General features: G+C 36.0%; 31 protein-coding genes, 1 pseudogene and 1 riboswitch. Of the genes and pseudogenes, 27 read left to right on the top strand and 5 right to left on the bottom strand.

The features are described 5' to 3' along the window. Positions 1-114: 114 nt before the first annotated feature. The 8 genes from HCB45_RS11745 (at position 115) to HCB45_RS11710 (ending at position 8,004) form a co-directional block, all read left to right on the top strand. Positions 115-1,530: a leucine-rich repeat domain-containing protein gene (locus HCB45_RS11745; protein ID WP_185619988.1), complete on the top strand. Its 1,416-nt coding sequence runs from the start codon at positions 115-117 to the stop codon at positions 1,528-1,530. A gap of 149 nt (positions 1,531-1,679) precedes the next feature. Further along, positions 1,680-2,360, top strand: coding sequence for a uracil-DNA glycosylase (locus HCB45_RS11740; protein WP_185318484.1), 681 nt, complete (start codon positions 1,680-1,682; stop codon positions 2,358-2,360). Positions 2,361-2,473: 113 nt separating this feature from the next. Then, complete coding sequence (locus tag HCB45_RS11735; RefSeq protein WP_149056251.1) at positions 2,474-2,764, top strand: immunity 53 family protein; 291 nt, start codon at positions 2,474-2,476, stop codon at positions 2,762-2,764. Between the two features lie 84 nt (positions 2,765-2,848). Continuing rightward, positions 2,849-3,379 (top strand): hypothetical protein, encoded by a 531-nt coding sequence (locus HCB45_RS11730; RefSeq protein ID WP_185607677.1) that lies wholly within the window; start codon positions 2,849-2,851, stop codon positions 3,377-3,379. Between the two features lie 49 nt (positions 3,380-3,428). Then, positions 3,429-3,863: a GNAT family N-acetyltransferase gene (locus HCB45_RS11725; RefSeq protein WP_185619986.1), complete on the top strand. Its 435-nt coding sequence runs from the start codon at positions 3,429-3,431 to the stop codon at positions 3,861-3,863. A 4-nt stretch (positions 3,864-3,867) separates the two neighbouring features. Next, positions 3,868-4,323 (top strand): MepB family protein, encoded by a 456-nt coding sequence (locus HCB45_RS11720; protein WP_185619984.1) that lies wholly within the window; start codon positions 3,868-3,870, stop codon positions 4,321-4,323. A gap of 314 nt (positions 4,324-4,637) precedes the next feature. Continuing rightward, complete coding sequence (locus tag HCB45_RS11715) at positions 4,638-6,353, top strand: ABC transporter ATP-binding protein/permease (protein ID WP_185619982.1); 1,716 nt, start codon at positions 4,638-4,640, stop codon at positions 6,351-6,353. Between the two features lies 1 nt (position 6,354). Then, positions 6,355-8,004 carry an amino acid ABC transporter ATP-binding/permease protein gene (locus tag HCB45_RS11710; RefSeq protein WP_185619980.1) on the top strand — a complete coding sequence of 550 codons (1,650 nt, stop codon included), beginning with the start codon at positions 6,355-6,357 and terminating at the stop codon, positions 8,002-8,004. 36 nt (positions 8,005-8,040) lie between these two features. Here the strand turns inward: HCB45_RS11710 and HCB45_RS11705 are convergent, their stop codons facing one another. Continuing rightward, complete coding sequence (locus HCB45_RS11705; protein ID WP_185619978.1) at positions 8,041-8,349, bottom strand: putative quinol monooxygenase; 309 nt, start codon at positions 8,347-8,349, stop codon at positions 8,041-8,043. Between the two features lie 66 nt (positions 8,350-8,415). Between HCB45_RS11705 and HCB45_RS11700 the strand changes: the two genes are divergently transcribed. From HCB45_RS11700 to HCB45_RS11685, 5 genes and pseudogenes are all read left to right on the top strand, one after another. Then, positions 8,416-8,790 carry a MerR family transcriptional regulator gene (locus HCB45_RS11700; RefSeq protein ID WP_185619976.1) on the top strand — a complete coding sequence of 125 codons (375 nt, stop codon included), beginning with the start codon at positions 8,416-8,418 and terminating at the stop codon, positions 8,788-8,790. Continuing rightward, a complete protein-coding gene (locus HCB45_RS11695; protein WP_185607684.1) occupies positions 8,787-9,926 on the top strand; it encodes an immunity 26/phosphotriesterase HocA family protein in 1,140 nt (379 codons plus the stop codon). Before HCB45_RS11700 ends, HCB45_RS11695 begins: the two co-directional genes overlap by 4 nt. A gap of 303 nt (positions 9,927-10,229) precedes the next feature. After that, positions 10,230-10,619 (top strand): annotated as a pseudogene (locus HCB45_RS15420) (GNAT family N-acetyltransferase); the annotation flags it as partial. 15 nt (positions 10,620-10,634) lie between these two features. Further along, on the top strand, positions 10,635-10,970 hold the full coding sequence (locus tag HCB45_RS15415; protein ID WP_312025796.1) for a CPCC family cysteine-rich protein: 336 nt from the start codon (positions 10,635-10,637) through the stop codon (positions 10,968-10,970). 290 nt (positions 10,971-11,260) lie between these two features. Further along, positions 11,261-12,841, top strand: a complete 1,581-nt coding sequence (locus tag HCB45_RS11685; RefSeq protein ID WP_185619974.1) for a leucine-rich repeat domain-containing protein — start codon at positions 11,261-11,263, stop codon at positions 12,839-12,841. Positions 12,842-12,859: 18 nt separating this feature from the next. On the opposite strand, the gene HCB45_RS11680 is transcribed toward HCB45_RS11685, so the two are convergent. The 3 genes from HCB45_RS11680 to HCB45_RS11670 all read right to left on the bottom strand — a co-directional run bounded on the left by HCB45_RS11680 (position 12,860) and on the right by HCB45_RS11670 (position 14,396). Further along, on the bottom strand, positions 12,860-13,225 hold the full coding sequence (locus HCB45_RS11680) for a nuclear transport factor 2 family protein (protein WP_185619972.1): 366 nt from the start codon (positions 13,223-13,225) through the stop codon (positions 12,860-12,862). Between the two features lie 64 nt (positions 13,226-13,289). Next, a complete protein-coding gene (locus tag HCB45_RS11675) occupies positions 13,290-13,862 on the bottom strand; it encodes an ATP-dependent Clp protease proteolytic subunit (protein ID WP_185318495.1) in 573 nt (190 codons plus the stop codon). Positions 13,863-13,988: 126 nt separating this feature from the next. Continuing rightward, a complete protein-coding gene (locus tag HCB45_RS11670; protein WP_185318496.1) occupies positions 13,989-14,396 on the bottom strand; it encodes a VOC family protein in 408 nt (135 codons plus the stop codon). A gap of 91 nt (positions 14,397-14,487) precedes the next feature. On the opposite strand from HCB45_RS11670, the gene HCB45_RS11665 reads away from it, so the two are divergent. From HCB45_RS11665 to cobC, 9 genes are all read left to right on the top strand, one after another. Further along, a complete protein-coding gene (locus tag HCB45_RS11665; RefSeq protein ID WP_185318497.1) occupies positions 14,488-14,967 on the top strand; it encodes a precorrin-2 dehydrogenase/sirohydrochlorin ferrochelatase family protein in 480 nt (159 codons plus the stop codon). A 118-nt stretch (positions 14,968-15,085) separates the two neighbouring features. After that, complete coding sequence (locus tag HCB45_RS11660; protein ID WP_185607686.1) at positions 15,086-16,450, top strand: 4Fe-4S dicluster domain-containing protein; 1,365 nt, start codon at positions 15,086-15,088, stop codon at positions 16,448-16,450. After that, positions 16,447-17,001, top strand: a complete 555-nt coding sequence (locus HCB45_RS11655) for a BMC domain-containing protein (protein ID WP_185318499.1) — start codon at positions 16,447-16,449, stop codon at positions 16,999-17,001. Before HCB45_RS11660 ends, HCB45_RS11655 begins: the two co-directional genes overlap by 4 nt. Before the next feature lie 147 nt (positions 17,002-17,148). Beyond that, complete coding sequence (gene eutS / locus HCB45_RS11650) at positions 17,149-17,499, top strand: ethanolamine utilization microcompartment protein EutS (RefSeq protein WP_185318500.1); 351 nt, start codon at positions 17,149-17,151, stop codon at positions 17,497-17,499. A 5-nt stretch (positions 17,500-17,504) separates the two neighbouring features. Beyond that, a complete protein-coding gene (locus tag HCB45_RS11645; RefSeq protein ID WP_185318501.1) occupies positions 17,505-17,936 on the top strand; it encodes a EutP/PduV family microcompartment system protein in 432 nt (143 codons plus the stop codon). Between the two features lie 24 nt (positions 17,937-17,960). Beyond that, a complete protein-coding gene (gene cblS / locus HCB45_RS11640) occupies positions 17,961-18,704 on the top strand; it encodes an alpha-ribazole kinase (protein WP_185318502.1) in 744 nt (247 codons plus the stop codon). Then, entirely contained in the window at positions 18,697-19,254 is a 558-nt protein-coding gene (cobU, locus tag HCB45_RS11635) for a bifunctional adenosylcobinamide kinase/adenosylcobinamide-phosphate guanylyltransferase (protein WP_185619970.1), read from the top strand. The genes cblS and cobU overlap by 8 nt, the downstream gene beginning before the upstream one ends. Position 19,255: 1 nt before the next feature. Continuing rightward, positions 19,256-20,002 (top strand): adenosylcobinamide-GDP ribazoletransferase, encoded by a 747-nt coding sequence (gene cobS / locus HCB45_RS11630; RefSeq protein ID WP_185619968.1) that lies wholly within the window; start codon positions 19,256-19,258, stop codon positions 20,000-20,002. After that, positions 20,003-20,578, top strand: coding sequence for an alpha-ribazole phosphatase (gene cobC, locus HCB45_RS11625; RefSeq protein ID WP_185318505.1), 576 nt, complete (start codon positions 20,003-20,005; stop codon positions 20,576-20,578). Between the two features lie 64 nt (positions 20,579-20,642). Further along, positions 20,643-20,834: riboswitch (cobalamin riboswitch) on the top strand. A 152-nt stretch (positions 20,835-20,986) separates the two neighbouring features. Here cobC and HCB45_RS11620 read toward each other — a convergent pair. Next, entirely contained in the window at positions 20,987-21,871 is an 885-nt protein-coding gene (locus HCB45_RS11620; protein ID WP_185318506.1) for a PocR ligand-binding domain-containing protein, read from the bottom strand. A 301-nt stretch (positions 21,872-22,172) separates the two neighbouring features. Between HCB45_RS11620 and pduA the strand changes: the two genes are divergently transcribed. The 5 genes from pduA to HCB45_RS11595 are packed head-to-tail and all read left to right on the top strand — an operon-like array spanning position 22,173 to position 26,165. Then, positions 22,173-22,460 (top strand): propanediol utilization microcompartment protein PduA, encoded by a 288-nt coding sequence (gene pduA / locus HCB45_RS11615; RefSeq protein WP_003719356.1) that lies wholly within the window; start codon positions 22,173-22,175, stop codon positions 22,458-22,460. Further along, on the top strand, positions 22,453-23,256 hold the full coding sequence (gene pduB / locus HCB45_RS11610; protein WP_003736321.1) for a propanediol utilization microcompartment protein PduB: 804 nt from the start codon (positions 22,453-22,455) through the stop codon (positions 23,254-23,256). Before pduA ends, pduB begins: the two co-directional genes overlap by 8 nt. An 18-nt stretch (positions 23,257-23,274) precedes the next feature. Then, on the top strand, positions 23,275-24,939 hold the full coding sequence (locus tag HCB45_RS11605; protein ID WP_003761744.1) for a propanediol/glycerol family dehydratase large subunit: 1,665 nt from the start codon (positions 23,275-23,277) through the stop codon (positions 24,937-24,939). Positions 24,940-24,976: 37 nt separating this feature from the next. Next, positions 24,977-25,636, top strand: coding sequence for a propanediol/glycerol family dehydratase medium subunit (locus HCB45_RS11600; RefSeq protein ID WP_185318507.1), 660 nt, complete (start codon positions 24,977-24,979; stop codon positions 25,634-25,636). Positions 25,637-25,652: 16 nt separating this feature from the next. Continuing rightward, the gene (locus HCB45_RS11595) at positions 25,653-26,165 is read left to right on the top strand and encodes a diol dehydratase small subunit (protein ID WP_185318508.1); all 513 of its coding nucleotides are present in this window, start codon (positions 25,653-25,655) and stop codon (positions 26,163-26,165) included. The last annotated feature ends 37 nt before the right edge of the window (positions 26,166-26,202 follow it).

The following is a 26,202-nucleotide window of genomic DNA, read 5'->3' as shown; positions in this document are numbered from 1 at the left end:
ATAAAAGAGATTCCTGCTGGTAGATGTCGTATTAGAGTAATAATTATTTTATAATTATTACATAAACTTAGGACAGATGATTTTTACTAAATAGTGGGAGGTTTATAACAGAAAATGAAACATACAATTGATGATCTAAAACAAGTTTGGATGGAAGCAGGGTATAAAACAAAACCTTATACGAAAGAGCAAATAGATATAGCTTTAAAAAAATATACTATACCGAAATTATTGATAGAATATTATGAAAAAATAGGGGAGATTGAAGACGAATGTGATCATGAGTTTCATGTTTTCTCACCTAATGAACTTTCTTATATTAGCGATGGGGATGAAAATCCAGTAGAATTGTTGATGTTTGCCTCAGAGATGCAAGGAGTATGCCAATATGGATTTAATATGAAAGATATTAGTAGTGAAAACCCGACTGTTTATTGTGGAGGCGATCCTTATGAAGAAATCGCTAAAACAACGGAATATTTTTTTATTCCAGGAACTCATACAGAAATAAACATAGAAGATAATATTGATAGTCGCTTTTTGATGCAAACATTGTGGTCATTTGCCAAATGTCAAATTGATACAGATTGGGTTTTTGAAGACGATAATCTATATGGATATTCTAATGAAGAACTAACTATTATAAAAGAAGCAGAGAAAAAAGTCGAGTCAGCTTGGGAACAACAGAAGTATTTATTAGCCATACTAAGAGGAGAAGTGGAAGAAAAAGAAAATGCGGATTTTTCACTAATAAAAAGCTTTGACTTTCATTGTGCGTATTCAACTGACGAACACAGACCGATACCAACAGCTTGTAACTATCTAGATGTATTCAAAAAAGTTGGAAATGTAGAAATTCTTGATATCAGAGGAGCTATTATTGAAGATAGTGAGATATTTTCGAATATGCAAAAAGTAAAAGAATTATATCTAATTGATTGTAAGATTAAAGAGCTCAACACATTAGCTAATTTACCAAAGTTAAAAAAATTATATTTAAATTATTCTATAATTGAAGATTTTACATCATTAGAAAATATTACTACACTTAAATTATTGAGTGCAGAATATAGTGGACTTAAGGACTTAGTTATTTTGAAAAATATGAAAAAATTAGTAGAAATTAATCTTGGTGGTAATGAATTGGAAGATATTACACCTATAAAGAATTTACTTAAACTTAAGGACTTGATTCTATCAAATAATAAAATTAAAGATTTAACTGCTTTTAATGATTTAGTTAATATCAATTATCTTGAAATAAAAGGAAATAAGATAACGGATATTTCCTCCCTAAAAAATTGTATAAAAATGCAATTTTTATATCTGGATTCTAATCCAATTGAAGATATTTCAAGTTTAGTAAGTATGAAGAATTTAGAACGACTAAGTTTGAGTAATACAAGAATTACTGATATTAGCTTATTAACTGAATGTGACAAATTAAAATATTTGAATGTAAGCAATACATTATTATCTGAAAGAACAGCATTTAAAAAATTTAATAAAATAAAAAAATTAATAAAATAAAAAGATTATATATAAAATCACTTAAAGATAGTTGATCATATGGATGAAACTCAAGAAATAGATCATCATAATCGCATTTTATTTGCTATTATAAGTGAACTATCAATCAATTTAATAAAAAAATCAAGAAGGGCAAAGGTAAAACAAACATGAATAACATAACAAATTGGAATGATTTTTTTGAAGAAGAAAAAACACAAGATTATTATATAAAATTAATGGATAAAGTTGAAACGGCCTATCAAACAGAAACAGTTTTTCCGCCTAGAGAGGAATTATTTTCATGTTTTGATTTTTGTCCATATGAAGATGTTAAAGTGGTTATTATTGGACAAGATCCCTATCATAGAGTAGGACAAGCTCACGGACTAAGTTTTTCTGTTAAGCCTGGAGAAAAAGTTCCTCCGAGTTTAAAAAACATTTATAAAGAATTAAAAACAGACCTAGATATTGAAGCTCCGAATCATGGGTATTTAGTTTCTTGGGCCAAACAAGGAGTATTGATGCTTAATACAAGCCTAACTGTATCAGAAGGAAAAGCTGGTAGTCATAAGAAATTTGGTTGGGCTAAATTTACTAGTCATGTTTTAGATTTGCTGAATGATTATGATAAGCCATTAGTCTTTATCCTTTGGGGAAATCATGCAATGGATGCTGCAAAAGGGATAAATAATCCTAAACATTTAGTGCTAAAAGGTACGCATCCATCACCATTAGCAGGCGGAGGCTTTTTCGGGTGCAAGCATTTTTCTAAAACTAATGAATTTTTGGAAAAGAATGGACGCAAAGCAATTGATTGGGCTATTCCTAATATTGAAGAAATGAAATAAAAAAGCCCGTGGAATAGTTAAAGTAAAAGCACAAAACTCTGGATTGTTCAGAGTTAATAAGTGAGAGCCACCTATCAAATAAGCAATCTTTAGAGCATAAGGAAAGGTGAAACATGGATATTTTATTGTGGATAGAAAAATGGTATAAAGAACAGTGTGATGGAGCTTGGGAGCATGACTATGGTGTGACTATAGAAACCCTTGATAATCCTGGTTGGTTTGTCCGAATTAACCTTAAAGAAACCACTTTATTAAATAAAAAATTTGAAAATGTCGATTTGATGGATAGTGAGGAAGACTGGATAAAAATAGTTAAAGAAAATGAAGAATTTAAAGGTTTTGGAGATCCTCATAAGCTAATAACAATTCTTAGTTATTTTAAAGAATTTGCTCTAAGTGAATAAATACGAAACAAGCTATAAAAAAGATGTTTTAAGGTAGTAATATATGCTATAATCGCTTATTAATATAATTAAGGAGGAAAAAATTTGATTCCATCATATTTGAAAAATACTGCAAAAGAAATAGGTATCAATGATTATCTTAATTTAGAAATTTCAACTGCAAATAGTGAGGAAACATTTGATATTTTTTATTGTGGAACGCTTGAAGAAATTGAGGGAGATCAACTAATTACAGCCGCAGATTTTAAGGTCCCATTAAAAATCATAGCAAAAAATAATTTAACAAAAGAAGAAATATTACTTTATGATGGTGCATATTATGGATATGATAGTATGTTTTGTGATGAATATGATAAGACTGTAATTGAAAGTAGAGAACTTAAAAGATTTCCAGTGAACAATGTCTCTAAAATTAATTTATCTATTGGTCTTGGAATTGATTATGAAAGTGAAAAAGAAGATTATGAATTTGATGATAATGGAAATGTCCTTCTAATTGATGGCAGACGTATACCTTGGGAACAAGTTAAAACAGATGGTTTTGACTACTTAGAGATTAATGTGAAGAATCAAAATGAAAAGTCTTTATTGATTTTGATGGAAGAACTTGCTTAGAAATTGTATTGATTTGAAAAGAATTATGTAAATGGGAAGTTGGTAAAAAATGCTTATCAATAAAAAAGCAAAAAAACAAGATTTCCCAACTATTTTAACTATATGGGAAAAGTCCGTAATTACAACGCATGACTTTTTGACTGTAGAAGATAGACTATTTTACAAAAAACAAATTCCGGGATTTTTAGCTAATGTGGAATTGCTTTTGTGGTTTTCTGGTGAAGAGCTTGTTGGTTTTAGTGGAACGAGTGAACGGGAATTGGAAATGCTATTTCTTGATCCAGTTTTTAGAGGTAAAGGTTATGGGAGTAAGATTCTTTTGTGGTTATTTGAGAACAAAAGGATAAATCAAGTAGATGTAAATGAACAGAACCATTTTGCGACAAGATTTTATTTGAAGCATGGATTTGTGGTTTATTCCAAAAGCGATATAGATGGATTTGGGAAGCCTTACCCCATTCTCCATTTACAGCAGAAGGGATAATCTATTGAAATATGAACAGCTTTTACAAGCAGAGTTTGGTGATTTGGTAGTAATTCGGGAAGAATCACAAAATAAAGAATATCAAGGAATGGTTATAAAAACAGCTAAAAATAACACATTGATTCGTACTCGTTTGGCGATGAAAACAGATAAAAAAGAAGGATACTTTGTCGCTTTTTGGAAGAAAAATGAATTTGGGAAAAATCGCTCTTTTGACGAGTCAGATAGTGCTGATTTTTTATGTATTGTTGTCATTGATGGTGATTTGGATGGTTTATTTGTTTTTCCAAGACAATGTTTAATTGATAAGGGGATTTTAACTAGTGAAGCTAGAAAGGGGAAAATGGCTGCTAGATTTTACCCACCGTGGTGTAAAGATTTAAATAAAACAGCGAAAAAAACGCAAGCTTGGCAACAGGTGTATTTTAAAAATTATTCTATCATTAAAGGAGATCATTAATTTGGTCTTCTTTTATTGTTTAAAAACAACATGCAACTTTGTATTAAGTTAATCATATGGTCTATATCTATTCCTTCCAAATAATAATCAGCATTTTTCCAGTTGGAAGAAAAATTCCTTCTCATAAAAAAACAAATGATAATGATAATCGTTATCAAATGGTGTTTTTTGTGATATAATAAACAAAGATTTATTGATGGAGGTTAGCAATCAAATGGGAAAAGTAGTATTAAAAATGGCTCATACTGCCAAAATAACAAAGAAAGTATTTAGGATTTCTAAAATAAACCTTAATATAACTCGGAGGAAGTACAATGATTGATAAGCGTTTGTTTCAACTAGTTGAAAAGAAATCTTTAATATTATTAATCCTTTTTCGTGTATTAAGTTTGGGGCTGATGATTGGCCTTTGGTTTATTTTTGCTCAACAATTAACGTATTATTTGGAAGGCCAAAGTGTTGATTGGTTACGTCTTGTTGGGATGGTTTTCCTTGTTTTAGTTGGCAAAGCTATTTTCACCAAATTAGCGGAAAAACAAATTTACCAAGCGTCGGCAGAATTACGATTATCAATGCGGCGGGCGGTGATGAAAAAAGCTTTTCGATTAGGGAATAACGAAGGACAGTTACCGGCGTCTACATTAACACAACTTGCAGTAGATGGGATTGAACAATTAGAAATTTATTATTCACGTTTTTTACCGCAATTATTTTATTGTCTCATCGCTTCTTTCATGATTTTTGGAAGTTTAGTTGGTTTTGCGTGGCAGCCGGCGATTGTGTTATTAATTTGTATGCCTATGATTCCGATTGTTATTATGGCAGTAATGAAAATTGCTAAACGAATTTTGAGTGGTTATTGGTCAGATTATACGAATTTAGGGGCTAAATTTCATGAAAATTTAAGTGGTTTGAGTATTTTAAAAGCATATAATCAAGATAAATATAAGCAAGAGGAAATTGTTTCTGATGCGGAGCGTTTTCGTAAAGCCACGATGAGTTTGTTGTCAATGCAGCTGAACTCTATTACGATTATGGATATTATTTCATACAGTGGGGCAGCACTTGGTATTGGTATGTCTTTAATTATGTTCACAAATGGAACTATAAGTACAACTGGCATGCTAATGTTCTTATTACTAAGTGCCGAATTTTTTATTCCAATGCGCCAATTGGGATCTTTATTCCATGTAGCGATGAATGGAATCAGTGCTTGTAGCAAATTATTTGCTTATTTTGAGTTAAAAGAGCAAATTTACGGCTCAGTAGAACTAGCCAAACCTTTAGAAAAAATAGAGGTGCGCGATTTGATATATACATATGAAGCAGGGAAAGCAGAAGCACTTCAAGATATATCAACTAATTTCAGTAAAGGAAGTTTTTCTGCTCTTGTTGGTAAGTCTGGTTCAGGGAAGAGTACTTTTGCACGTGTACTATTAAATCAATTGCCAGGCTATCAAGGGGAAATTATTTGGAATGATGTACCATTAGCTAGTTTGAGCGAAGAAGCTATTCGAAAACAAGGTGTTTTAGTGGATAATCATGGTTATCTTTATGCAAATAGTATTCGAGAAAATTTATTAATAGGTAATCCAGCTGCGAATGATAATGATCTCTGGACAGTATTGGAGCAGGTTAGCTTGGCAGGTTTTGTACAAAAATTACCAGAAAAATTAAACGAGCCTTTAGAGGAAAATGGTAGTAATTTATCTGGTGGCCAAAGACAGCGTTTGTTACTAGCAAGAGCATTGCTGCGTCAAGCAGAACTATATGTTTTTGATGAAATAACTTCTGGGGTGGATTTGGAAAGTGAAAAAATTATTCTTCTGGTGTTGCAGGAATTAGCTAAAGAAAAAATCGTGCTCTTTATTTCGCATCGCTTATATAATGTTTTGGAGGCGAATCAGGTGCTCGTTTTTGAATCAGGAAAATTGGTGGAAGTGGCGAGTCCAGAACGATTGCAACAAGAATCCAACTACTTCAAAAATTACTTTTTAGAAGAAGAAGCGTTGCTGAAAGGGGGAGCTTAATATGTCGGAATGGAAACTTATTGGTTGGCTTTTAAAATTTGTTAAACCGTTAAGAGGCAAGATGGTTTTGGCGATTTTTCTTGGTATTATTAGTAATTTATCCGTTATTATGATTTCTTTAATAGGATCATATGGAATTCTTGCGGTGGTTTTACAGCAACCACTGAATCCGTATAAATGGCTCCTTGTCATGGTTGGTTGTGGTGTAGTTCGCGGACTTGCAAGGTATGCAGAACAGTATTTAAATCATGATATTGCTTTTCGTCTACTCGCGATTATTCGAGAACGTATTTTTGCGACTTTGCGAAAACTAGGACCAGCTCGTTTGTCGGGGAAGAAAAGTGGTGATTTAGTTGCCGCGATTACAACGGACGTCGAGGCTTTGGAAGTATTTTTTGCGCATACGATTTCACCAGTTTTTATTGCACTTGGTACGACGGTTGTAACAGTTGGCTTTTTGGCAAGCTATGATGTTGGTTTAGCAATCCTACTTTTGTTAGGCCAAATTTTGGTCGGGGTTATTTTGCCAATAATTAGTTATAAACGAAATAAAAAAATCGGAACAGCTTATCAAAAAGAATTTGTTGGACTTAATCAAATTGTCATGGAAAACATTGCAAGTTTACAAGATATATTCCAATTTAAATTTGGAGAAGAACGTTTAGCAAAACTAGAAGCACGGGGCGAAAAGCTCAACAAGCAGTATCAGAAACGAATACGACAAGGAAGCGAGCTCCAAATATTTGGTGAATGGGTGCTAATTGGTACGGCGACTTTAATTTTAATGTTAGGTAGTTTTTGGCAATTACCACTTGAAACGGTATTAATTGGAACTGTGCTTAGTTTAAGTTCTTTTGGCTCGGTATTGGCACTAAACGCTTTAGGAACGGCGCTGTTAAACACTTTTGCTAGTGGCAAGCGATTATATGCGTTAACAGAAGAAAAGCCAGTCGTATCATTTGATGGATCGCTAGAATTAACTGATTTCGAAAGTGCAGAACTAGCTAAAGTGAGTTTTAGCCATGAGGGGAAAGAGCAAATCTTAAACGAACTTTCGCTTATTCTACCTAAAGGGAAATGGCTTGGCATCGGCGGAGAAAGTGGCAGCGGGAAAAGCACCTTAGTAAAACTACTGATGCGTTACTGGGATCCAGCAAAAGGCCAGATTAATTTAAATAATAACGCACTTCCTGAAATTACAGAGTCTTCGCTTCACCGGCTAGAAGGTGTAATGGAGCAAAGTACGTTTTTATTTGAAGATACACTTAGTAATAATATTCGTCTAGGTAAAAAAAATGCGAGTTTGGAAGAAGTAAAAGAGGCTGCGCGAAAAGCGGCGATTGATAAGTGGATTGAAACTTTGCCAGAAGGATATGAGACGATTATCGGTGGGCAATCACGAAATTTATCAGATGGGGAACGTCAACGTATAGGGTTAGCGAGATTATTCCTTCATGACGCGCCATTTTTATTATTAGATGAACCAACGAGCAATTTAGATTATATTAATGAACAAACGATTTTAAACACGCTTCGTTCAGAAATTCAAGATAAAACAGTACTTGTAATTTCTCACCGGGCTACAACATTAGACTTAGCAGAAGAACAATTATTTTTAGAAAATGGTACATTGAAAAGCGTAGCAAAATAATAAAAACAGCTTGTGTAAATTACAAGCTGTTTTTATTTATAAATCCACTTTCTTTGAGCTTTCGAAAAATTCAATAGTATCAAGTTTTGCTGCAAAAAATTCTTTCGTATAGTTTTGTTGATGATGATAGTAAAAAGCTTCCTGACTCTGCCAAATCTCCCACAATGCGAACCTGCCATGTTGTTTTTCTAAAGGAACTATTTCAAATAAAATGCATCCTTTTTCAGTTATGGTTTTAGCGCGTAACTCTTCCAAGTGTTCTACTAGCAGTTCATATGAAGCCTTTCCGGTAGTTTGAATAACTGCTGTGCAATATAAATAATTAGGATATTCTTTTAAATACATTTTCCCCCTCCTTCATATATGTTAAGCTTAAGGTATGGAGTATACCCGATAGCAAGGAGGAATTAGATGCTTATTAAAGATTTTGCTACTAAAACAGGTCTTTCAATTGATACGCTTAGATATTATGAGGAAGAAAAATTGTTAATACCAGCTAGAAATGAAAAAAATTATCGTGTTTATACGGAAGAAGATTATTGCTGGGTACAGCTTTTGCTTAAAATGAAACAAACAGGCATGACGATAACGAATATTAAAAATTTTGCTGCATTACAAAAACAAGGAGATGCATCGCTACCAAAACGGATAAAGATTTTAGATAATCATATGGAAAACTTGTATGAACAACAAAAAGAATTGGCGGAAACGATTTCTTTTGTAGCTAGAAAAGTGGATGGATACCGAGAGAAGCTTAAAAAACAACAGGAAGGTGAACAGATATGATTAATAATGAGATACGAGAAATAGTAGGGTTACATCAAATTCTTGAAAATGATCAAAAATTGACTGTGGAAAATGCAGAAGTGATTATTAGAAATCGTGTGCTGATAAAATTGATACTAAATCAAGCTGATTGTTACAAAGAAATCGATTATAATATAGAGCTTACGGATACCAATGAATTAGTTGGACGAAAAAAAGCAAAACCAAAAGCATTGACGCTTAACGCAATTTTAAAAGCAAAAACAAAAGAATTAAGACTAAAAATAAATAAAGTCAGTCATCGAATAGAGCTAAAATTAGGCGTTCGGCATTTTGAAAATATATATTTTGAGAAAGACATGGTTTTTACCAAGGAAAATGTCCAAGCAAAAATTACGGGAAATTATGGTAGTGACTGGTTGGGCATGTTAGCCAAAGCGAAACGGACTGTAAAAATGAGACAAGTCATCCAGCAAGGGTCTGTTTTTTCTTATCCTATAGGAAATAAGTATGGATTTGCACTTGTAATTGGTTGTTTTCAGACGTTTCGGAAACAAAAAATACTGCCACAAGATAGTTCGCATTATCTCCGTTTGATGATGGGTGTTCCACTTGTGATACGGAGCTTTAACTATACAAGTAAACAAAATTCAGTTGATTTAACCCTTTTGAAAAAACAGGAACTATTAAATCCGGAATTTATTATGGATGATTTAGTGTTGCGAGGAGCCTTCCCAATTATTGGTAAGGTTATACTGGAAGAAACGGATATCCTCTTTCCAATGAATTTTTCTTTTAATGGAAGATCTACAACTTATGCAGGGTATCGAACAATAGACGCGCCAGATAAGGAGATTATTAAAAGATACAAAGAGGAAATTACTATTAGATTTGATTGGGGATTTGGAAGTAAGACAATGCCCGCGAAAGAGTTCTTAAAGAGAAGCAATGGAAAGGAATATTTTCTTCCTTATTCAGGATTAGGAATGACGCCACTTGCTAGTTACTCGAAAAAGCTAGTTTCTCCTAAAACAATATTCACTACAAAAGAACTAAAACAAATTTATGAAGTTTTAGAGATAGATGGGGAAATGTCGTTTGATGATTTTAATGAAAAACACAATGGGATTTCGGCTCAAAACATGTTATTAATTTAACGAAAAATAAAATCTCGTCCCATCCAAAGTGTGAAATTTAATAGAGCAAATATAATTGCACTAAAAAAAGCAGTAGCTATGAACTAACAGCTCCTCTTAAACAATACCATTTTAGCTTCCAAATAGTTAATTAACTTAATGAAATTATTGCTGCTAATAGTGGTGCAGTCGATTTTTTAAGTTTATTTTCAATAAGCGAGAATAATGCTATTGTTTCTAAAATAATGGGAAGTAGTTTGAAAGTCATGATAGTATGTCAATAACGATTTAATAAATGAAATGATATAATGGGAGGGATGCTCTATCAATATCACATTACAAAAACCTACTACTGCTGATTTTCCTTTTATTGAATGGTTATGGGGAGATTTAGCAACAACAGAAGTGCTTGGCGGGCCATTTTCTTTTCCAGAAGAAACGAGAATGGATTGGTTAAAGTCTAAGTCACTAGAAACTAATGCGTATTTTATTATCAAAAAAGATATGGAACCTGTTGGAGAAGTCAGTTTTCGAGATTTGGAAAATGAGACAGCTTATTTAAATATTAAAGTTGCCGCAAAGTATAGAGGTCAACAAATAGCTCGAAAGGCTTTGGACTTGTTCTTGGATTTTTTTCAAAATGAATGTAAAGGAAGAGTTATCTTCGATGAAGTAAGACGAGAAAATGTGGCTGGGATTTCCTTTCTTTTAAAATATGGTTTTAAAATAATAGAAGAAAAAGAACGAACGCTATTACTTAAATGGCCAGACAATACTGAAAAAGAGAGATGTGTTTGTTGTAATTCTTTAACGATTGATGTGAGGGGAGAATTTGAGATTTGCCCCGTGTGTTTTTGGGAAGATGATGGCTATTTTGCTTTAAAAAATGGTGAGATTTATTCTTACTATCAAAATATCTCCTCGATAGAAGGATTATTAAATATTCCTTCTGGCGCCAATAATGGATTAACTTTATTAGAAGCACGTAAAAATTTCCAAGCATTTGGTGCATGTGAACTTTCAATGAAGAAGCATGTTAGAGCACCTAAGCCAAACGAGTTATAAAAATTAACAGATCAATGTAGATTTAAAAGTTTCAGTTGTTTTTTTAGTAGTAAAACTTCACTTTTCTATGCATTGTTTCACTATTTAGTCACAATTAATTAATTATCTATTCGTTAGAGGAAATCTCTTAAAAGCTTCTTTACTAGGATTAAATGTAAGAAATAAGATGGAAATATAACACGGAAATATTTATTTTAAATCTTTATGAAACAGGAAATATTGCCTCCTTCTTCCATTGATTTAACTGTATGAGCGGTGTATCATATGGTTTGACAATCAAGGAGGACAATATGAAAAAAATAATTAAATTAACAACTAGTTTACTTTTAATTTTAGCCTGTGTCTTTAGTATGGGGGATTTAACGAAGCCACAACAAGTTAAAGCCGAGACAAAATATATCCTTACGACGCCAAAGCCAATTAATGAAATTTTTACAGATCCAAATCTTGCACAAGTAGTGGCGGATTGGTTGAAACTACCATCTGTAACTAGCACAGTTACACAAAGTCAATTGAATACTGTGAGAGCATTACACTTCAATTCAAAAGGCGTTCAAAGCTTGGAAGGAATAGAATATTTGCAAAATCTTAATCAGATTTTTGGCTATGGCAACCAAGTGAGTGATTTATCGCCATTAAGTAGTTTAACTCAGTTAGAAATAATTAGTTTGGCGAGGAATCAAATTAGTGATTTAACTCCTATTGCGAATTTGACTTCATTAATGTCGCTTGATTTTGAATTTAATAATCTGCAAACTATTGAACCAATTAAGGATTTAACAAACTTGCTTGATCTTAATCTTAGCGCCAACCCAGTGTCGGATATTAGTGCTGTTAAAAATATGACACAGCTAGGATTTTTGACTATGAGAGATTGTGAAGTAACGGATTTAACGCCTGTTGAAAACTTGACAAATATGTTGATGTTTTGGGCTGGAGGTAATAATATTAATGATATTACGCCTCTTAAAAATATGACTAATTTACTTGGATTAAGCTTATATGGTAACCAAATAAGTGATATAACTGTAGTTAAAAACCTTACGAGCCTTGAAGATTTAGGCTTACAAACCAATAAAATTACAGATATAAGCAGTTTAGCAGAACTTCCAAATATTGAAACTTTATCCTTAAATTCCAACCAAATTATTGATATTTCTCCACTGGAAAATTTGACTAATTTAACTAGGTTAGAACTTAATAATCAAACTCGTGTGTTGGAAGCGGTCGAAGTAGATAATCCACTTACTTTACCAGCACCAGTAATTGACGAAAATGGTAGTAGGGTAAAACCAACCACAGTTAGCCATGGGGGTATCTACGCAAATGAAGAGATTACTTGGGAAGGACTTCAAAGTAACAATATCCTTAATTATAATTACAACATCCCAGTAACTATTGGTTCATTAACAACAACATATTCCGGTAAAATTACTCAGCCTTTACTTGATAAACCCATAGACCCAGTAGACCCAGTAGACCCGGTAGATCCAGTAGACCCAGACCCGGTAGACCCGGTAGACCCGGTAGACCCGGTAGACCCGGTAGACCCGGTAGACCCGGTAGACCCGGTAGACCCGGTAGACCCGGTAGACCCGGTAGACCCAGTAGATCCAGTAAAACCAGTAGATCCAATTGCCCCGGTAAACCCGGTGGATCCACCAAATCAAGTCCCTTCAACTGGTCCAGTAAAGTCAATAACGCGAGATATTCAACCAGCCCTAATAAAACAGACCTCTTCTGTTAATTCGATAGCAGTGAAAGAAAATAGAAATTTACCAAAAACAGGGGATAGAGGAATGACTTCTAGTTTAGTTGGCGGTATAATGTTAGCTGTTTCTAGTGTGATTTTATTGCGAAAAAGAAAATAAACAAAAGGAATTTGGCATTTAGTCAAATTCCTTTTCTAGTGTGATTTTTGTACCTTGATGAAAGGTAAGTTTCCATGAACCATTTTCGAATATCCAAATATTACTTCGCATTGTATAGCTGTTTTCACTTATATTTTTCAATCTATAATAGGTTAAGACTTTAGTCTCATCTAAAATTTTTATGTAATAATCTGTTATTTCTAAAGTGTTATCTCCAAGCGTTTCAAGCGATTTGTAATAAGCATAGTCTTTAATCACTCCGTTTTTAGTGATTTCAATGTATGATTCACTTAAAATAGCGATGATTTCAGCCATTGAATGACGATTTTCGAAGGATAAATGTATTTGGTCAAGCTTTTGAAAATTTGTTTTGGTTAATTCCATTTTGATACTCCTTTTGAAAGATAATAAAAAAGTTCACTTACAAAATGAAGTGAACCTTTTTGTGTTATTTTATTCCATCACGGTTTTGAATAATTTCATGAACGATGCCGTAATCTTTTGCTTCATTGACAGAAAGCCAGAAGTTACGGTCGGTATCTTTAGAAATTTTTTCATATGTTTGACCAGTTGCTTCTGCGATTAAGCGATTAATTCTTTCGCGCATACGGATAATTTCTTTTGCTTCGATTTCGATTTCTGTACTTTGACCTTGAACACCGCCAGCTGGTTGATGAATCATATAGCGAGTGTTAGGTAGGCTATAGCGGTTTTCTTTGTCAGCAGCTAGGTAAATAGTAATGCCTGCGCTTGCAACCCATCCAGTCCCAACGACTTTCACTACAGGTTTAATGAATTTAATCATATCATGAATGGTATCGCCTGCTTCAACATGACCACCTTGGCTATTTACAAAAATTGTAATTGGTTCGTCACTGATAGATTCTAGTAGCAAAAGTTGCTTAGAAACGTTCTCAGCCAACTCTTGATTAATTTCTCCATAAATTAAAACTGTTCGTGTATCAATTAATTTTTGTGTAAGGATATTCGCGATATTTTCATTATTTTTATTGTCTGCCATGAAAAAATTCCTCCTTGAAAAGTCTTCGTTTATTTGTAATATAGGTATCTTATCATAATGGTCGAAAATGGTCAAACGTTTTGAACTAAAAAAGAAAACGCTTTAGAGGGCGTTTTCGTGTTCTTTTTATGCCAATACTAATTGCCAGGTAATCCCGAACTTATCTGTAACCCAGGCGACTTTTCGAAGGGCTTCCACTTCTTCTGGGCCCATCATTACGCTTCCTTCTTTAGCTAATCTTTCAAAAAGGGAATCAAATTCCTCTTCTGTATCTGCAAAATAAAGTGTTGTAGTAGCCCAACTAAAGGCTGGCGAGGCGTTATTTGTCATATCCATAATCATGAATGAAGCTCCTTTTATTTCAAAAGTAGCATTTAGAACCTTGCCAATATCACCGCCCTGCTCAGGCTTTGTGAAGTAGGTTAATGAGACCTTTTTTGCATCAGGGAAAGTGTCTAAATAAAATTGAAATGCTTCCTCACCATTTCCATTAAAAGTGAAAAATGTGGAGATTCGTTTCGCTTGATTAAACATTTATTCTACCTCCTTTTGAATTATTTTAACTATACCCGAAAAATGTTTCAATTATGTGTTAAAATGAAGAAAAATGTGCGGGGGCTTGATGATGAAATATCCGATAATGCTTGATATTACAGGGAAAAGGGTTGTCATAATTGGCGGCGGGAAGGTAGCACTTCGTAAAGTAAAGGGGCTGCTTCATACCGGTGCTGATATTTTAATTGTTGGGTTAGATGTTTTGCCAGAGATTAAAGAGCTTCAAGTACAGGTAAAAGAGGAAGCTTACCGGGCAGAGCATCTTGATAGCGCTTTTCTGATATTCATTTGTACGAATAACCCAGAAGTCAATCAAATGATACTGAAAGATCATCTGCCAGAGCAACTAGTGAATGATACGACAGAGCAAAAGAATTCCGATTTTTTCAATATGGCAACTGTATCAAAAAATGAGTTGCTAGTCGGTATTTCAACGGATGGTGGCAATCCAGGATACGCCAAGAAAATAAAAAGAGAAGTAAGCCAGCTAATTGAAAATTTAAAAACAGACGAAATTGCCAATCGACATAAAACAGACAAAACCTACTAATTTTAGTAGGTTTTTTATTCTATTATATTGCTCTCTTTTAGGTTGCAAAATTTTACTATAGATTTTGAAATGTAAACGCTCTATCATTGAAGTATACTGAAAAACTATTAAGAGGGTGTTGAGCCAAATGTCCATTTTAGAAAAGATTAAAGATGCTGGCGTTGTTGGTTGTGGTGGAGCGGGTTTTCCGACCCATGCCAAGTTTAGCGGTGAAGTGGAATACTTAATTATTAATGCGGCGGAATGTGAGCCGCTACTAAAAACCGATCATTTTGTCATGAGAAACCATGCAGTAGAAACGATTAAAGCAATTGAAATGGTTAAAAGCCAAGTAGGTGCAGAATTTGCCGTTATTGCGACAAAACGTTATTACACAGAAGAAATTGCGGCTCTTAGGTCAGCAATTACAGAACTAGATGCAAGCGTGACAATTCATGAGATGGATAATGTTTATCCGACTGGTGATGAACAAGTCATGGTATTTGAAGTGACAGGCCGTGTTGTACCACCAAGCGGTATTCCACTAATGGTTGGCTGTATTGTATCGAATGTCTCGACAATGTGGAACGTCTTCCATGCGATTCAAGATGACGCGCCGGTCGTTCGTAAACAGTTGACAGTAACTGGAGCGGTAGGAGAACCAAAGCTGTTGGATGTCCCTGTTGGAACGCCATTTGAGGTTTGTTTAGCAGCGGCAGGCGGAACTAATTTGGAAGAGTACTTGTTTTTAGATGGTGGACCGATGATGGGTAAATTGAATGACCAATCCACCATTTCTGAAAAAGTGGTGACAAAAACTACGTCTGGCTTGATTGTTGCAGAGGATACAGGTTATCTGCACAAGTTACATTACCAAACAGTGGAACAAATTTTCAATGAAACAAAATCAGCTTGTATTCAGTGTTCGCTTTGTTCGGATTTATGCCCGAGAAAGCAATTAGGTCATGATATTCATCCGCATAAAGTTATGCGTCATTTTGCGGTTGCAGAGGATATAACGGATATTAAACCAGATCCGATTTGGGAAGAAGCGATGATTTGTTGTGAATGTGGTATTTGTGAGGTGATTGCGTGTCCGATGGGATTATCTCCGCGCCAAGTAAACATTCATGTGAAAAAAGAACTTCTAAAACAAGGTGTTCGTTATCAAACCGATAAAAAAGAATTTACGCCTGACCCGATGCGCGAATATAAATCGATTGCCCCCAAAAATATTTTAATCAAAATGGGCTTACAGCAATATGCAGATGTTCATTTAGAAACAATGCATTATTTAGATGTGGATGAAGTGTTTATCCCAACGAAAATGCATATTGGAGCGCCGTCTATTCCGGTTGTGAACGAGGGGGATATTGTGAGAAAAGGTGATTTGATTGCGAAGATTCCTGATACAGCTCTTGGGGCTAATATCCATGCAAGTATTGACGGTCAAATTATTCGTATAACCGAAGAACAAGTTCATATTAAGAAGGTGATGTCATGAAAATGGATACATTAGGATTTCTCGAATTAAATAGTATTTCGAAAGGCATTGAGGCGGTTGACACAATGCTAAAAGCAGCCAATTCCGAATTAATTTATGCTAAAGCAAGCTGTCCAGGGAAATATTATATTTTAATAGCAGGCACAGTGGATTCTGTAGCTCAATCAATTGAAGCTGGAACGAAGATAGGTGCGGCAAATATCGTCGGGAACTTAGTCATTCCTCGCGTGTCTGACCAAGTAATCAAAGCAATTAACAAAACGGAAGTTCCAGATGAGATGAATGCAGTAGGTGTGATGGAATATTATTCGTGCTCTGGTTCAATTATAGCAGCTGATGCCGCAGTAAAAGCAGCTGATGTTCAGCTAATGGATATTCGGTTGGCGACTGGGATTGCGGGTAAGTCATTTGTCGTTTTAACTGGTGATACAGCAGCTTGTGAAGCGGCAGTGGAAGCAGGCCTTAGTGCAGCTAAAGAAGAAGCACTATTAATTAATAAAGTAGTTATACCAAGACCTCGTAAAGAAGTTTTTGAGAGTTTAATCTATTAAAAAGATAACAATATATTGTCATAGAGTTTTTGAGAAAGGTACGCACTGACTGTGGTTGCGTGCCTTTTGAACAATTTGACAAAATAGTGGCGCCTAAATATGATAGGATTATTTTGAGATAGTTTGTCTAGATGAGGAGTGGGAAAAATGAGTTTTGAGGATAATAAAGAACGCGTAATTCAAGAATACGTACCAGGTAAACAGGTGACACTCGCGCATTTAATCGCGAATCCAAACCGTGATATTTATACGAAATTAGGTTTAGAAGAAGGTGCTAGTGCGATTGGAATTTTAACCATTACACCAAGTGAAGCTTCGATTATCGCAAGTGACATCGCGACTAAATCTGGAGATGTACGAATTGGCTTCATTGATCGTTTTAGTGGTTCCGTTGTACTTACAGGTGATGTTTCTTCTGTTGAATCAGCTTTACAACAAGTCGTTTTTTCATTACACGAAATTTTGGACTTCTCAATTCCAAAAATCACTAGGAGCTGAGTTACTTGAAGAAAATGATGGTAATGGGTTCAGTTGGTTGTGGTAAGACAACGCTGTGCCAGAAATTGCACGGATATGATATTTTATATAAAAAAACACAAGCGGTGGAGTATTTTCAAGAAATGATTGATACGCCAGGCGAATTTGTACAACATAGGCAACTATATAGTGCGCTCACTGTGACTGCGGCTGATGCATCAGTAATCGCGATTTTACAGAGTGTAACGGAGAAGAAGCAGACGTTTTCACCGATGTTTACCAGTATTTTTGCTAAACCGGTTATTGGGATTGTTACAAAAGTGGATTTGGCGGAATCGGACAAAGACATTGAGCGAGCAGAGCGGGCATTACGCATGGCCGGCGCGAAGCATATTTTTTATATTTCTTCGGTAGAGGAAACTGGAATAGAAGAGCTTCGGGCATATTTGGAAGATTAATTTTAACTAAGTGGGGGGGTTTTTATGCCTCAAGTGAGGGATTTATCTATAATTGATGTGCCTGGTGGTTGTGTTTTGACGAGTTGTGATATTAGCGCTGGGTTTGGTGAGAAAGTGCATGATGGCTTAAGGGTTGCGCCAGAAGTGACGGCTCAGTTGACTTTGAGAGTTGCTCTACTAGAAATGCTTGCTTCAGGTGCTGTAGTAGTGGCTGTGAGTGATGTTATCGGAGCGGAAATGAATCCGACTGGTAAACGTGTTATCGCAGGGCTAAAAGACGAACTTATTAAGGCTGATTTAGGTCATATTGAATTAAATGGCAGTACTGAAGAAAATATGAACGTAACACAAACTAGTGTAGGCGTTCTTGTAACTGGTTTTGCGACTAAAGCTGCACTCAAGCTCATAAATGTGCATGAAGCTGCGGTCTTATTTGCATTTGGCGAACCGATTGTAGGAGCAGAAGTTTTGCAGAGGATGGCGGAGATGCCAGATTATCATTTGGTCAAACAGTTAGTTTCTGACAGCAGAGTACTTGAAGTTGTGCCGGTTGGATCGAAAGGAATGGCTTATGAAGCAAATACTTTAGCACGAATTAATGATTGTGTTTTCAAAGCTAGTGGCATTTTTAATGAAGCGACCATGAATAAAACTGCGGGGCCAGCTTCAGTTATTTTAGTAGCGGTTAAAGCAAGTGAAGTAAAAACATTTGAGCAGGACTTGCCGACTGCTAAATGTTTAGGAGAATTGAGGAATTACCATGGGTGAAATGATGCTTGTAACTGGCGGCGCTAGAAGTGGTAAAAGTAGTTTTGCTGAAAAAGAAGCTGCTAAATATAATCGTGTTTTATATGTGGCGACCGGAATTGCATTTCAAAATGATACAGAGTTTCAAGCTAGGATAAAAAAACATCAAGCAACGCGTCCAGAACACTGGGATACTTTTGAAGCTTTTAAAGGGATTGCCGCTCATTTGGAGCAACATGGAAATCAATATGATGTAATAATGCTTGATTGTGTAACGATGTTAGTTACTAATTTATTTTTTACGTTGCTTGGCGAGCGCGAGTTGACAAATGAGATTGCTGATGAAATAGAAGCTGCGATTCAATCGGAAGTGCGCGCAATTTTAAAAGCGGGAAAGCAATCCACCGCTAAACTTATTTTTGTTACGAACGAAATCGGCTTAGGGGTTGTACCTGAAAATAAGTTAACGCGAGTCTTTCGAGATATTATTGGTCGTATTAATCAGCAAATTGCAATGGAAGTAGAGGAAGTCTATTTTGTCATGAGTGGCATTCCGAAAAGGTGGAAGTAATATGAAAACATTGATTTTACTAATTCAATTCTTTACGCGAATTCCGCTACCTATCGAAATAAATATGGACGAGATTAACTTGAAAAAAGGGAGTGCGCTTCTTCCGTTTGTTGGAATTGTTATAGGTGCATGGAATTGGCTTGTTTTTTCTTTAGTATCATTTGTTATGCCTTTGCCGGTTGCAATTATCGCAGGACTTTTTGCAGAAATTATCATCACAGGCGGATTCCATGTTGATGCGCTTGCAGATACAGCTGATGGATTATTTTCTTCGCGTAAAAAAGAGCGTATGCTAGAAATTATGAAAGATAGTCGAGTTGGCGCAAATGGTGTGATTGCGATTTGCTTTTATTTTCTTTTTTATGGTGCTTTATTTTTTTCTGTTCCAAACATACAGCAGATTAGCTGGTTGTTTTTCGTTTTACCAATGGTTGCTAAAGGCGTGACAATGTTGCTTTTTGCAAAAATGACCTATGCGGGTTCTAAAGAGGGACTTGGTTCGATTTTTCTAGGTGTTCCTTGGTGGCCGATTATGATTGCCCAAGGGATTGTTCTCATTGTGTTAGCGCTGTTTTTCTCTTATGTGGGGCTAATTGCTTACGCCGGGGTGTTAATATTTACAATCATTTACCGGTTATTTGTATATAAGCGAATTGGTGGAATGAACGGAGATACGCTAGGTGCAGGGGGGCAGATGGGGCAACTTGTGTGTCTATTTTGTTTAGTATTAATTTGGGGGTTGATGTAATTGCAACTTATTTTTGTCCGGCACGGCGAAACCGACTGCAATGCACTAAAAAAATATTGTGGTCAAATGGACGTGGCTTTAAATGACAATGGTATAAGACAAATGAAACGACTACAAGAAAGACTTACTAATTACTCATTTGACTTAGTAGTTACCAGTGATTTAATGCGCGTAATTCAGTCTGCAGCATTATTAAGTAACCGAAAGACAATTCGTTTTCCTGCATTTAATGAAATGAATTTTGGCGATTTTGAAGGATATACATATCAAGAAATTAGTACTAAGTTTCCTGTCGCTTGGGATGATTACTGTAGTAACTGGCAAATAGCTCCATTTCCAAATGGGGAAAGTTTTCCGGTTTTTTATGAGCGTGTGATAGCTACATTTAAGGCTGAATGGGAAAACTGGCAGAAGCTCGATACGGTGTTATTTGTAGGGCATCTTGGTGTGTTACGTGCTATTGCACTTTTTCTACAAGATCAAAAAATAGCACAATTTTGGGATGTCGATTTCAAGCAAGGGTGTTATTCGCTCTGGGACAACAAATCTCAACGTTTTCTTATTTCCAATCAATAGTAGATTTTTGTTGTTTCAGGTGAAAACGCTTTTTTTGTAAATCGTTTGTGTTAAGATGTAGGTAGTTAAATAGGTCTTATGTTGGTGGAATGTGTTTGCATTTCTGAAAGAGGAATTCGGTGTGAAGCCGGAACTGCCCCCGCAACTGTAAGGTGGACAAAAATCGAGATAGCCACTGTACGTTTTTTAGCGTATGGGAAGGTTCGATAGTTGGATGAAGCCAAGTCAGGATACTCGCCAAATAAGACGGAAGCAACTCTTTTTCGGGGTCCTAAAAAGCGTATGCGGGTAGTATAGCTTATTTGCTGTGCATAAACTCTCATTCGATAATGGATGAAAGTTTTTTTGCTTTTCAGGAACAAAAAAGTCATACTCTAAAATAATATAGAATATGACTTTGAGAAATACTTATTTTAAAGTTTCGCGGTAGCCTTTTGGAGTGACGTCAAACTCTTTTCGGAAGACCTTACAGAAATAGCTCGTTTGAGTGAAGCCAAGATTACGAGCGATATTATCAATGGACAAGCGTGGGTTTTTCAACATTTCTTTAGCGAGTGCCATTTTCTTTTGGTTCACATAATTAATGAAGTTCACATTCATTTCTTTTTTGAATAATTTACTGAAATAATAAGAGCTAAGATATACATGACTTGCTACTTCATCAAGTGTAATAGGACGGTTGAGATTTTTTTCGATATATTTGAGTGCTTTCCGAATTTCTTTATTATCTTCATGATGTACTATTTTCGTATGGTGGAAGGCGATCTTTTGTTTTTGTTCTTCGCGGCTTTTTTCCATTTCAGATTTCAAGTAATACTGGGAGATAATTGTAAGCATTTCTGCAGAAGAGTTGATTTTTTTAGAACTGAAAACAGGGACAGAGCGAAATGCGGATATTAGTTCTTTATCGTTTTTCCAATCCGTTTCTTCTGTTTGAATATTACCAACTTCACTATTTTCTTCACAAATAACCTGACCACTGAGTAAGAATCCACTAAGTTGATTTTCGACGACGATGGGGACAGAAAAATCGGTTAATCCAGCATGACATCGATAAATTAAAGGTTTTCCGGTTTTGGAGGCTTCTAGTCCACCAAACATATCACATTTTTGGCAAAGGGAGCGATATTTAGGGTTAGATCGAATGAGTTGGCAAAAAGGAGTAAAGTTACATAATCTTGAAACTTCGGTACCGTGTATATCTACAACAACTGAGGCTAAACTAGTTGCGGCTGAGAACTCATCCATGACTTTTTCAATGAGCATTTCGTTGCTTTTGGACTGTAGTAACATAGCTATTCCCCTTTCGGCAATACTTGGCATGTTTCTGTCGCTCTTAGTATAGCATATTTATAATGCGCTTACATTTTCTTGCCATGAAGATAACAATATATTGCTAAGACTAATTTCATATGTAAAAGCCCAAACCATGCATTACTGGATGGCTTTTTGTGGTTATTTTTTTTGGAGGCGCAAAATTGTGTTAAAACACGAATCGCGTCTTCTTTTTTTTATTTGGAAGCGGCAACTATTTATATATTAGATTGCCTATACTGAGAGAGTAAAATACTTATTTTGAGAAGGAGGTACACCCATGCAAGAAGCACTAGGCTTAGTTGAAACTAAAGGGCTAGTTGGCGCCATTGAAGCCGCTGACGCCATGGTTAAATCAGCTAATGTAACTTTAACAGGGTACGAAAAAATCGGATCTGGACTGGTTACTGTCATGGTTCGTGGTGATGTTGGTGCGGTGAAAGCAGCGACAGAAGCAGGAGCGGCGGCAGCAAGAAATGTAGGTACTGTGATGAGTACACATGTTATTCCTCGTCCGCATACTGATGTGGAAGAAATTTTACCAGTGAGGGTGAAGTCAGATGAGTGAGCAAAATAAACTGATTGACGAAATTCTAAAACAGGTAATGGAAACGGTCAATGATGCCCCGGAAAAAATAGTAGAGGATGGAGGATCACGTCAAATGAGTGAAAAGGCAGTTCAATTAACAGAGTTTGTAGGAACAGCGATTGGAGATACAATCGGCCTAGTGATTGCGAATGTAGACGGACAACTTTTAGAAGCAATGAAGCTTGAGAAGTCTTACCGTTCTATAGGTATTTTAGGAGCCCGTACTGGTGCAGGCCCACATATTATGGCAGCAGATGAAGCTGTAAAAGCAACAAATACAGAAGTAGTAAAAATTGAATTACCACGTGATACAAAAGGCGGTGCAGGTCACGGTTCTTTAATTATCTTTGGTGGTGACGATGTTTCTGATGTGAAACGTGCAGTGGAAGTTGCACTGAATGAATTAGATAAAACTTTTGGAGATGTATACGGTAACGAAGCAGGACATATTGAACTTCAATATACTGCACGCGCAAGCCACGCACTTAATACTGCATTTGGCGCACCAGTAGGTAAAGCATTCGGACTTATGGTTGGTGCTCCAGCTGGGATTGGCGTTGTTATGGCTGATACTGCGGTGAAATCTGCGAATGTAGATGTGGTTGCTTACTCTTCACCAGCTGATGGAACAAGTTTCTCCAATGAAGTTATTCTTTGTATTTCAGGAGATTCTGGCGCAGTTCGTCAAGCAGTTATTTCTGCACGTGAAATTGGTAAAAAATTACTTGGAGCTTTAGGGGATGAACCGAAAAATGATCGTCCATCCTACATTTAGAACGGAGGGTAACGACTGATGAAATCAAAACGCTTTGAAGAGTTAGCAAAACGCCCGGTTAATCAAGATGGTTTTGTAAAAGAATGGATTGAAGAAGGCTTAATCGCAATGGAAAGTCCAAATGATCCAAAACCAAGCATTAAAATAGAAAATGGAAAAGTAGTCGAAATGGACAGCAAAAAATTAGCTGATTTTGACTTAATTGACCATTTCATCGCTAAGTATGGCGTTGATTTATCCCGTGCAGAAGAAGTTATGAAAATGGACTCTGTGAAGCTCGCTAACATGCTATGTGATCCAAACGTACCGCGGGAAAAAATCGTTTTACTTACAACAGCAATGACACCGGCAAAAATTGTAGAAGTAGTTTCGCAAATGAACGTTGTCGAAATGATGATGTCCATGCAAAAAATGCGTTCACGTAGAACACCGACAACCCAAGCTCACGTAACTAACTTGCGTGATAATCCTGTTCAAATTGCAGCAGATGCGGCAGAAGCAGCAATTCGTGGTTTTGACGAGCAAGAAACAACCGTTGCAGTAGTTCGTTATGCACCTTTTAATGCACTTAGCTTATTAGTAGGTTCGCAAACAGGGCGTGGTGGCGTATTAACGCAATGTTCTCTTGAGGAAGCAACAGAATTAGAGCTTGGTATGCGCGGCTTAACTTGTTACGCTGAAACGATTTCTGTTTATGGTACGGAGCCTGTATTTACAGACGGGGATGATACACCTTGGTCTAAAGGTATTTTGGCAAGTGCATATGCTTCTCGTGGTCTAAAAATGCGTTTCACATCTGGAACTGGTTCTGAGGTTCAAATGGGTTATGCAGAAGGAAAATCTATGCTATATCTTGAATCCCGTTGTATTTTTATTACAAAAGCAGCTGGTGTTCAAGGTTTACAAAATGGGTCGATTAGTTGTATTGGAATTCCGGGAGCTGTACCAAGTGGTATTAGAGCAGTTCTTGCAGAGAATTTAATTGCCGTTATGTTAGATCTAGAAGTAGCTTCTGGTAATGACCAAACGTTCTCTCACTCGGATATTCGTCGTACAGCTCGTTTACTGATGCAATTTTTACCAGGAACTGATTATATTTCTTCTGGATATAGTGCGACTCCAAACTATGACAATATGTTTGCGGGTTCCAATTTTGATGCAGATGATTTTGATGATTACAATATTTTACAACGTGATTTAAAAGTAGATGGTGGTTTAACACCAGTGACGGAGGAAGAAGTTGTAGCGGTTAGAAATAAAGCTGCACGAGTAATCCAAGTTGTATTTGATAAATTAGGTCTTCCTGCTGTAACGGATGAGGAAGTAGAAGCAGCAACGTATGCACGTGGAAGTAAAGATATGCCAGAACGTAACATGGTAGAAGATATTAAAGCAGCAGCTGAAATGATGGACCGTGGTGTTACTGGTCTGGATGTCGTAAAAGCGTTATCTGCTGGTGGATTTGATGATGTTGCCGAAAGCGTACTAAACATGCTGAAACAACGCGTGTCTGGGGACTTTCTTCATACATCTGCCATCATTGATAAAGACTGGAATGTCATTAGTTCCGTCAACGATTTAAATGATTACGCAGGCCCAGGAACTGGTTATCGTTTAGAAGGCGAACGCTGGGAAAAATTAAAAGATATTGCTGTTGCAGTTGATGCAAACGAATTAGACTAAGCTACTTCCCATTTTTTATAAAGGAGGATTAAGAGACATGGTTGAAATTAACGAAAAAGTACTTCGTGGAATTATCTCAGAAGTACTAGATGAATTACAGCTAAAAGAAGATAAAGTTTCTTTCCAAAAAGAACAGCCAAGTGCAGTAGTTTCAGATGAAAGCTTTTTAACAGAAGTTGGTGATGCGAAACCAGGAAGACAAAAAGATGAAGTTGTCATTGCGGTCGCACCAGCTTTTGGTAAATATCAAACGAAAAATATTGTTGGCGTTCCGCATAAACAAATTTTACGAGAAGTGATTGCAGGCATTGAAGAAGAAGGGTTAAAAGCACGAGTTGTTCGTGTATTCCGTTCTTCTGACGTAGCTTTCGTCGCAGTAGAAGGCGATAAACTAAGTGGTTCTGGTATTTGTATCGGGATTCAGTCGCGTGGTACAGCATTAATCCACCAAAAAGATTTACAACCACTATCGAACCTAGAGTTGTTCCCACAAGCACCACTAATCACACTCGAAACTTACCGTGCGATTGGTAAAAATGCTGCGAAATATGCAAAAGGTGAATCACCAAATCCGGTCCCAATGGTAAATGACCAAATGGCTCGTCCGAAATTCCAAGCAAAAGCAGCTTTACTTCATATCAAAGAAACGAAACATGTTGTTCAAGGGAAAAATGCAGTCGAACTACAAGTAAATTAATAGTGAGGTGAAAATGATGAATCAAGAAGCACTAGAAAATATGGTTAGAAATATTTTACAAGAAGTAAATAGTGGTGCAGTAACAACAACCACATCTCAAAAAGTAAGCGGAGATACACTCACTGTTCGCGACTATCCACTTGGTACGAAACGTCCAGAACTTGTAAAAACAGCATCATCTAAATCTTTGGATGATATTACGCTAAAAAGTGTTCTAGATGGCACAATCAAACCTGAAGATGTTCGTGTAACAGCAGAAACACTTAGAATGCAAGCGCAAGTAGCAAGAGATGCTGGACGTGCTACACTCGCGAACAACTTTGAACGTGCAGCAGAATTAACTGTTGTTCCGGATGAGCGTATTTTAGAAATCTACAATGCGATGCGTCCATACCGTTCCTCAAAAGAAGAATTACTTGCGATTGCGGATGAGTTAGAGAGCGTTTATCAAGCAACGATTTGTTCTAATTATGTTCGTGAAGCAGCACAGCTTTATCAAGAGCGTAAGAAATTAAAAGGCGATAATTAAAATTCAACTTTGCTCATGATTATGTAGGAAATGCGGT

It is taken from the genome of Listeria farberi, assembly GCF_014229245.1.
Classification (GTDB): domain Bacteria; phylum Bacillota; class Bacilli; order Lactobacillales; family Listeriaceae; genus Listeria; species Listeria farberi.
The sequence above is the reverse complement of the archived record's forward strand: the minus strand, read 5'-3'. Positions and strand labels throughout refer to the sequence as shown.

Excerpts from the sequence above, each read along its gene's own strand:
- HCB45_RS11705 (WP_185619978.1), bottom strand. The coding sequence starts at position 8,349 with ATGTATTTAAAAGAATATCCTAATTATTTATATTGCACAGCAGTTATT.
- HCB45_RS11700 (WP_185619976.1), top strand. The coding sequence starts at position 8,416 with ATGCTTATTAAAGATTTTGCTACTAAAACAGGTCTTTCAATTGATACG.
- HCB45_RS11680 (WP_185619972.1), bottom strand. The coding sequence starts at position 13,225 with ATGGAATTAACCAAAACAAATTTTCAAAAGCTTGACCAAATACATTTA.
- HCB45_RS11710 (WP_185619980.1), top strand. The coding sequence starts at position 6,355 with ATGTCGGAATGGAAACTTATTGGTTGGCTTTTAAAATTTGTTAAACCG.
- HCB45_RS11675 (WP_185318495.1), bottom strand. The coding sequence starts at position 13,862 with ATGGCAGACAATAAAAATAATGAAAATATCGCGAATATCCTTACACAA.
- HCB45_RS11655 (WP_185318499.1), top strand. The coding sequence starts at position 16,447 with ATGAAAATGGATACATTAGGATTTCTCGAATTAAATAGTATTTCGAAA.
- HCB45_RS11670 (WP_185318496.1), bottom strand. The coding sequence starts at position 14,396 with ATGTTTAATCAAGCGAAACGAATCTCCACATTTTTCACTTTTAATGGA.
- HCB45_RS11735 (WP_149056251.1), top strand. The coding sequence starts at position 2,474 with ATGGATATTTTATTGTGGATAGAAAAATGGTATAAAGAACAGTGTGAT.
- HCB45_RS11685 (WP_185619974.1), top strand. The coding sequence starts at position 11,261 with ATGAAAAAAATAATTAAATTAACAACTAGTTTACTTTTAATTTTAGCC.
- cblS (WP_185318502.1), top strand. The coding sequence starts at position 17,961 with ATGCCTCAAGTGAGGGATTTATCTATAATTGATGTGCCTGGTGGTTGT.
- HCB45_RS11725 (WP_185619986.1), top strand. The coding sequence starts at position 3,429 with ATGCTTATCAATAAAAAAGCAAAAAAACAAGATTTCCCAACTATTTTA.
- HCB45_RS11740 (WP_185318484.1), top strand. The coding sequence starts at position 1,680 with ATGAATAACATAACAAATTGGAATGATTTTTTTGAAGAAGAAAAAACA.
- eutS (WP_185318500.1), top strand. The coding sequence starts at position 17,149 with ATGAGTTTTGAGGATAATAAAGAACGCGTAATTCAAGAATACGTACCA.
- HCB45_RS11595 (WP_185318508.1), top strand. The coding sequence starts at position 25,653 with ATGAATCAAGAAGCACTAGAAAATATGGTTAGAAATATTTTACAAGAA.
- HCB45_RS11600 (WP_185318507.1), top strand. The coding sequence starts at position 24,977 with ATGGTTGAAATTAACGAAAAAGTACTTCGTGGAATTATCTCAGAAGTA.
- HCB45_RS11605 (WP_003761744.1), top strand. The coding sequence starts at position 23,275 with ATGAAATCAAAACGCTTTGAAGAGTTAGCAAAACGCCCGGTTAATCAA.
- pduB (WP_003736321.1), top strand. The coding sequence starts at position 22,453 with ATGAGTGAGCAAAATAAACTGATTGACGAAATTCTAAAACAGGTAATG.
- pduA (WP_003719356.1), top strand. The coding sequence starts at position 22,173 with ATGCAAGAAGCACTAGGCTTAGTTGAAACTAAAGGGCTAGTTGGCGCC.
- cobU (WP_185619970.1), top strand. The coding sequence starts at position 18,697 with ATGGGTGAAATGATGCTTGTAACTGGCGGCGCTAGAAGTGGTAAAAGT.
- HCB45_RS11745 (WP_185619988.1), top strand. The coding sequence starts at position 115 with ATGAAACATACAATTGATGATCTAAAACAAGTTTGGATGGAAGCAGGG.
- HCB45_RS11620 (WP_185318506.1), bottom strand. The coding sequence starts at position 21,871 with ATGTTACTACAGTCCAAAAGCAACGAAATGCTCATTGAAAAAGTCATG.
- HCB45_RS11665 (WP_185318497.1), top strand. The coding sequence starts at position 14,488 with ATGAAATATCCGATAATGCTTGATATTACAGGGAAAAGGGTTGTCATA.
- HCB45_RS11715 (WP_185619982.1), top strand. The coding sequence starts at position 4,638 with ATGATTGATAAGCGTTTGTTTCAACTAGTTGAAAAGAAATCTTTAATA.
- HCB45_RS11695 (WP_185607684.1), top strand. The coding sequence starts at position 8,787 with ATGATTAATAATGAGATACGAGAAATAGTAGGGTTACATCAAATTCTT.
- cobS (WP_185619968.1), top strand. The coding sequence starts at position 19,256 with ATGAAAACATTGATTTTACTAATTCAATTCTTTACGCGAATTCCGCTA.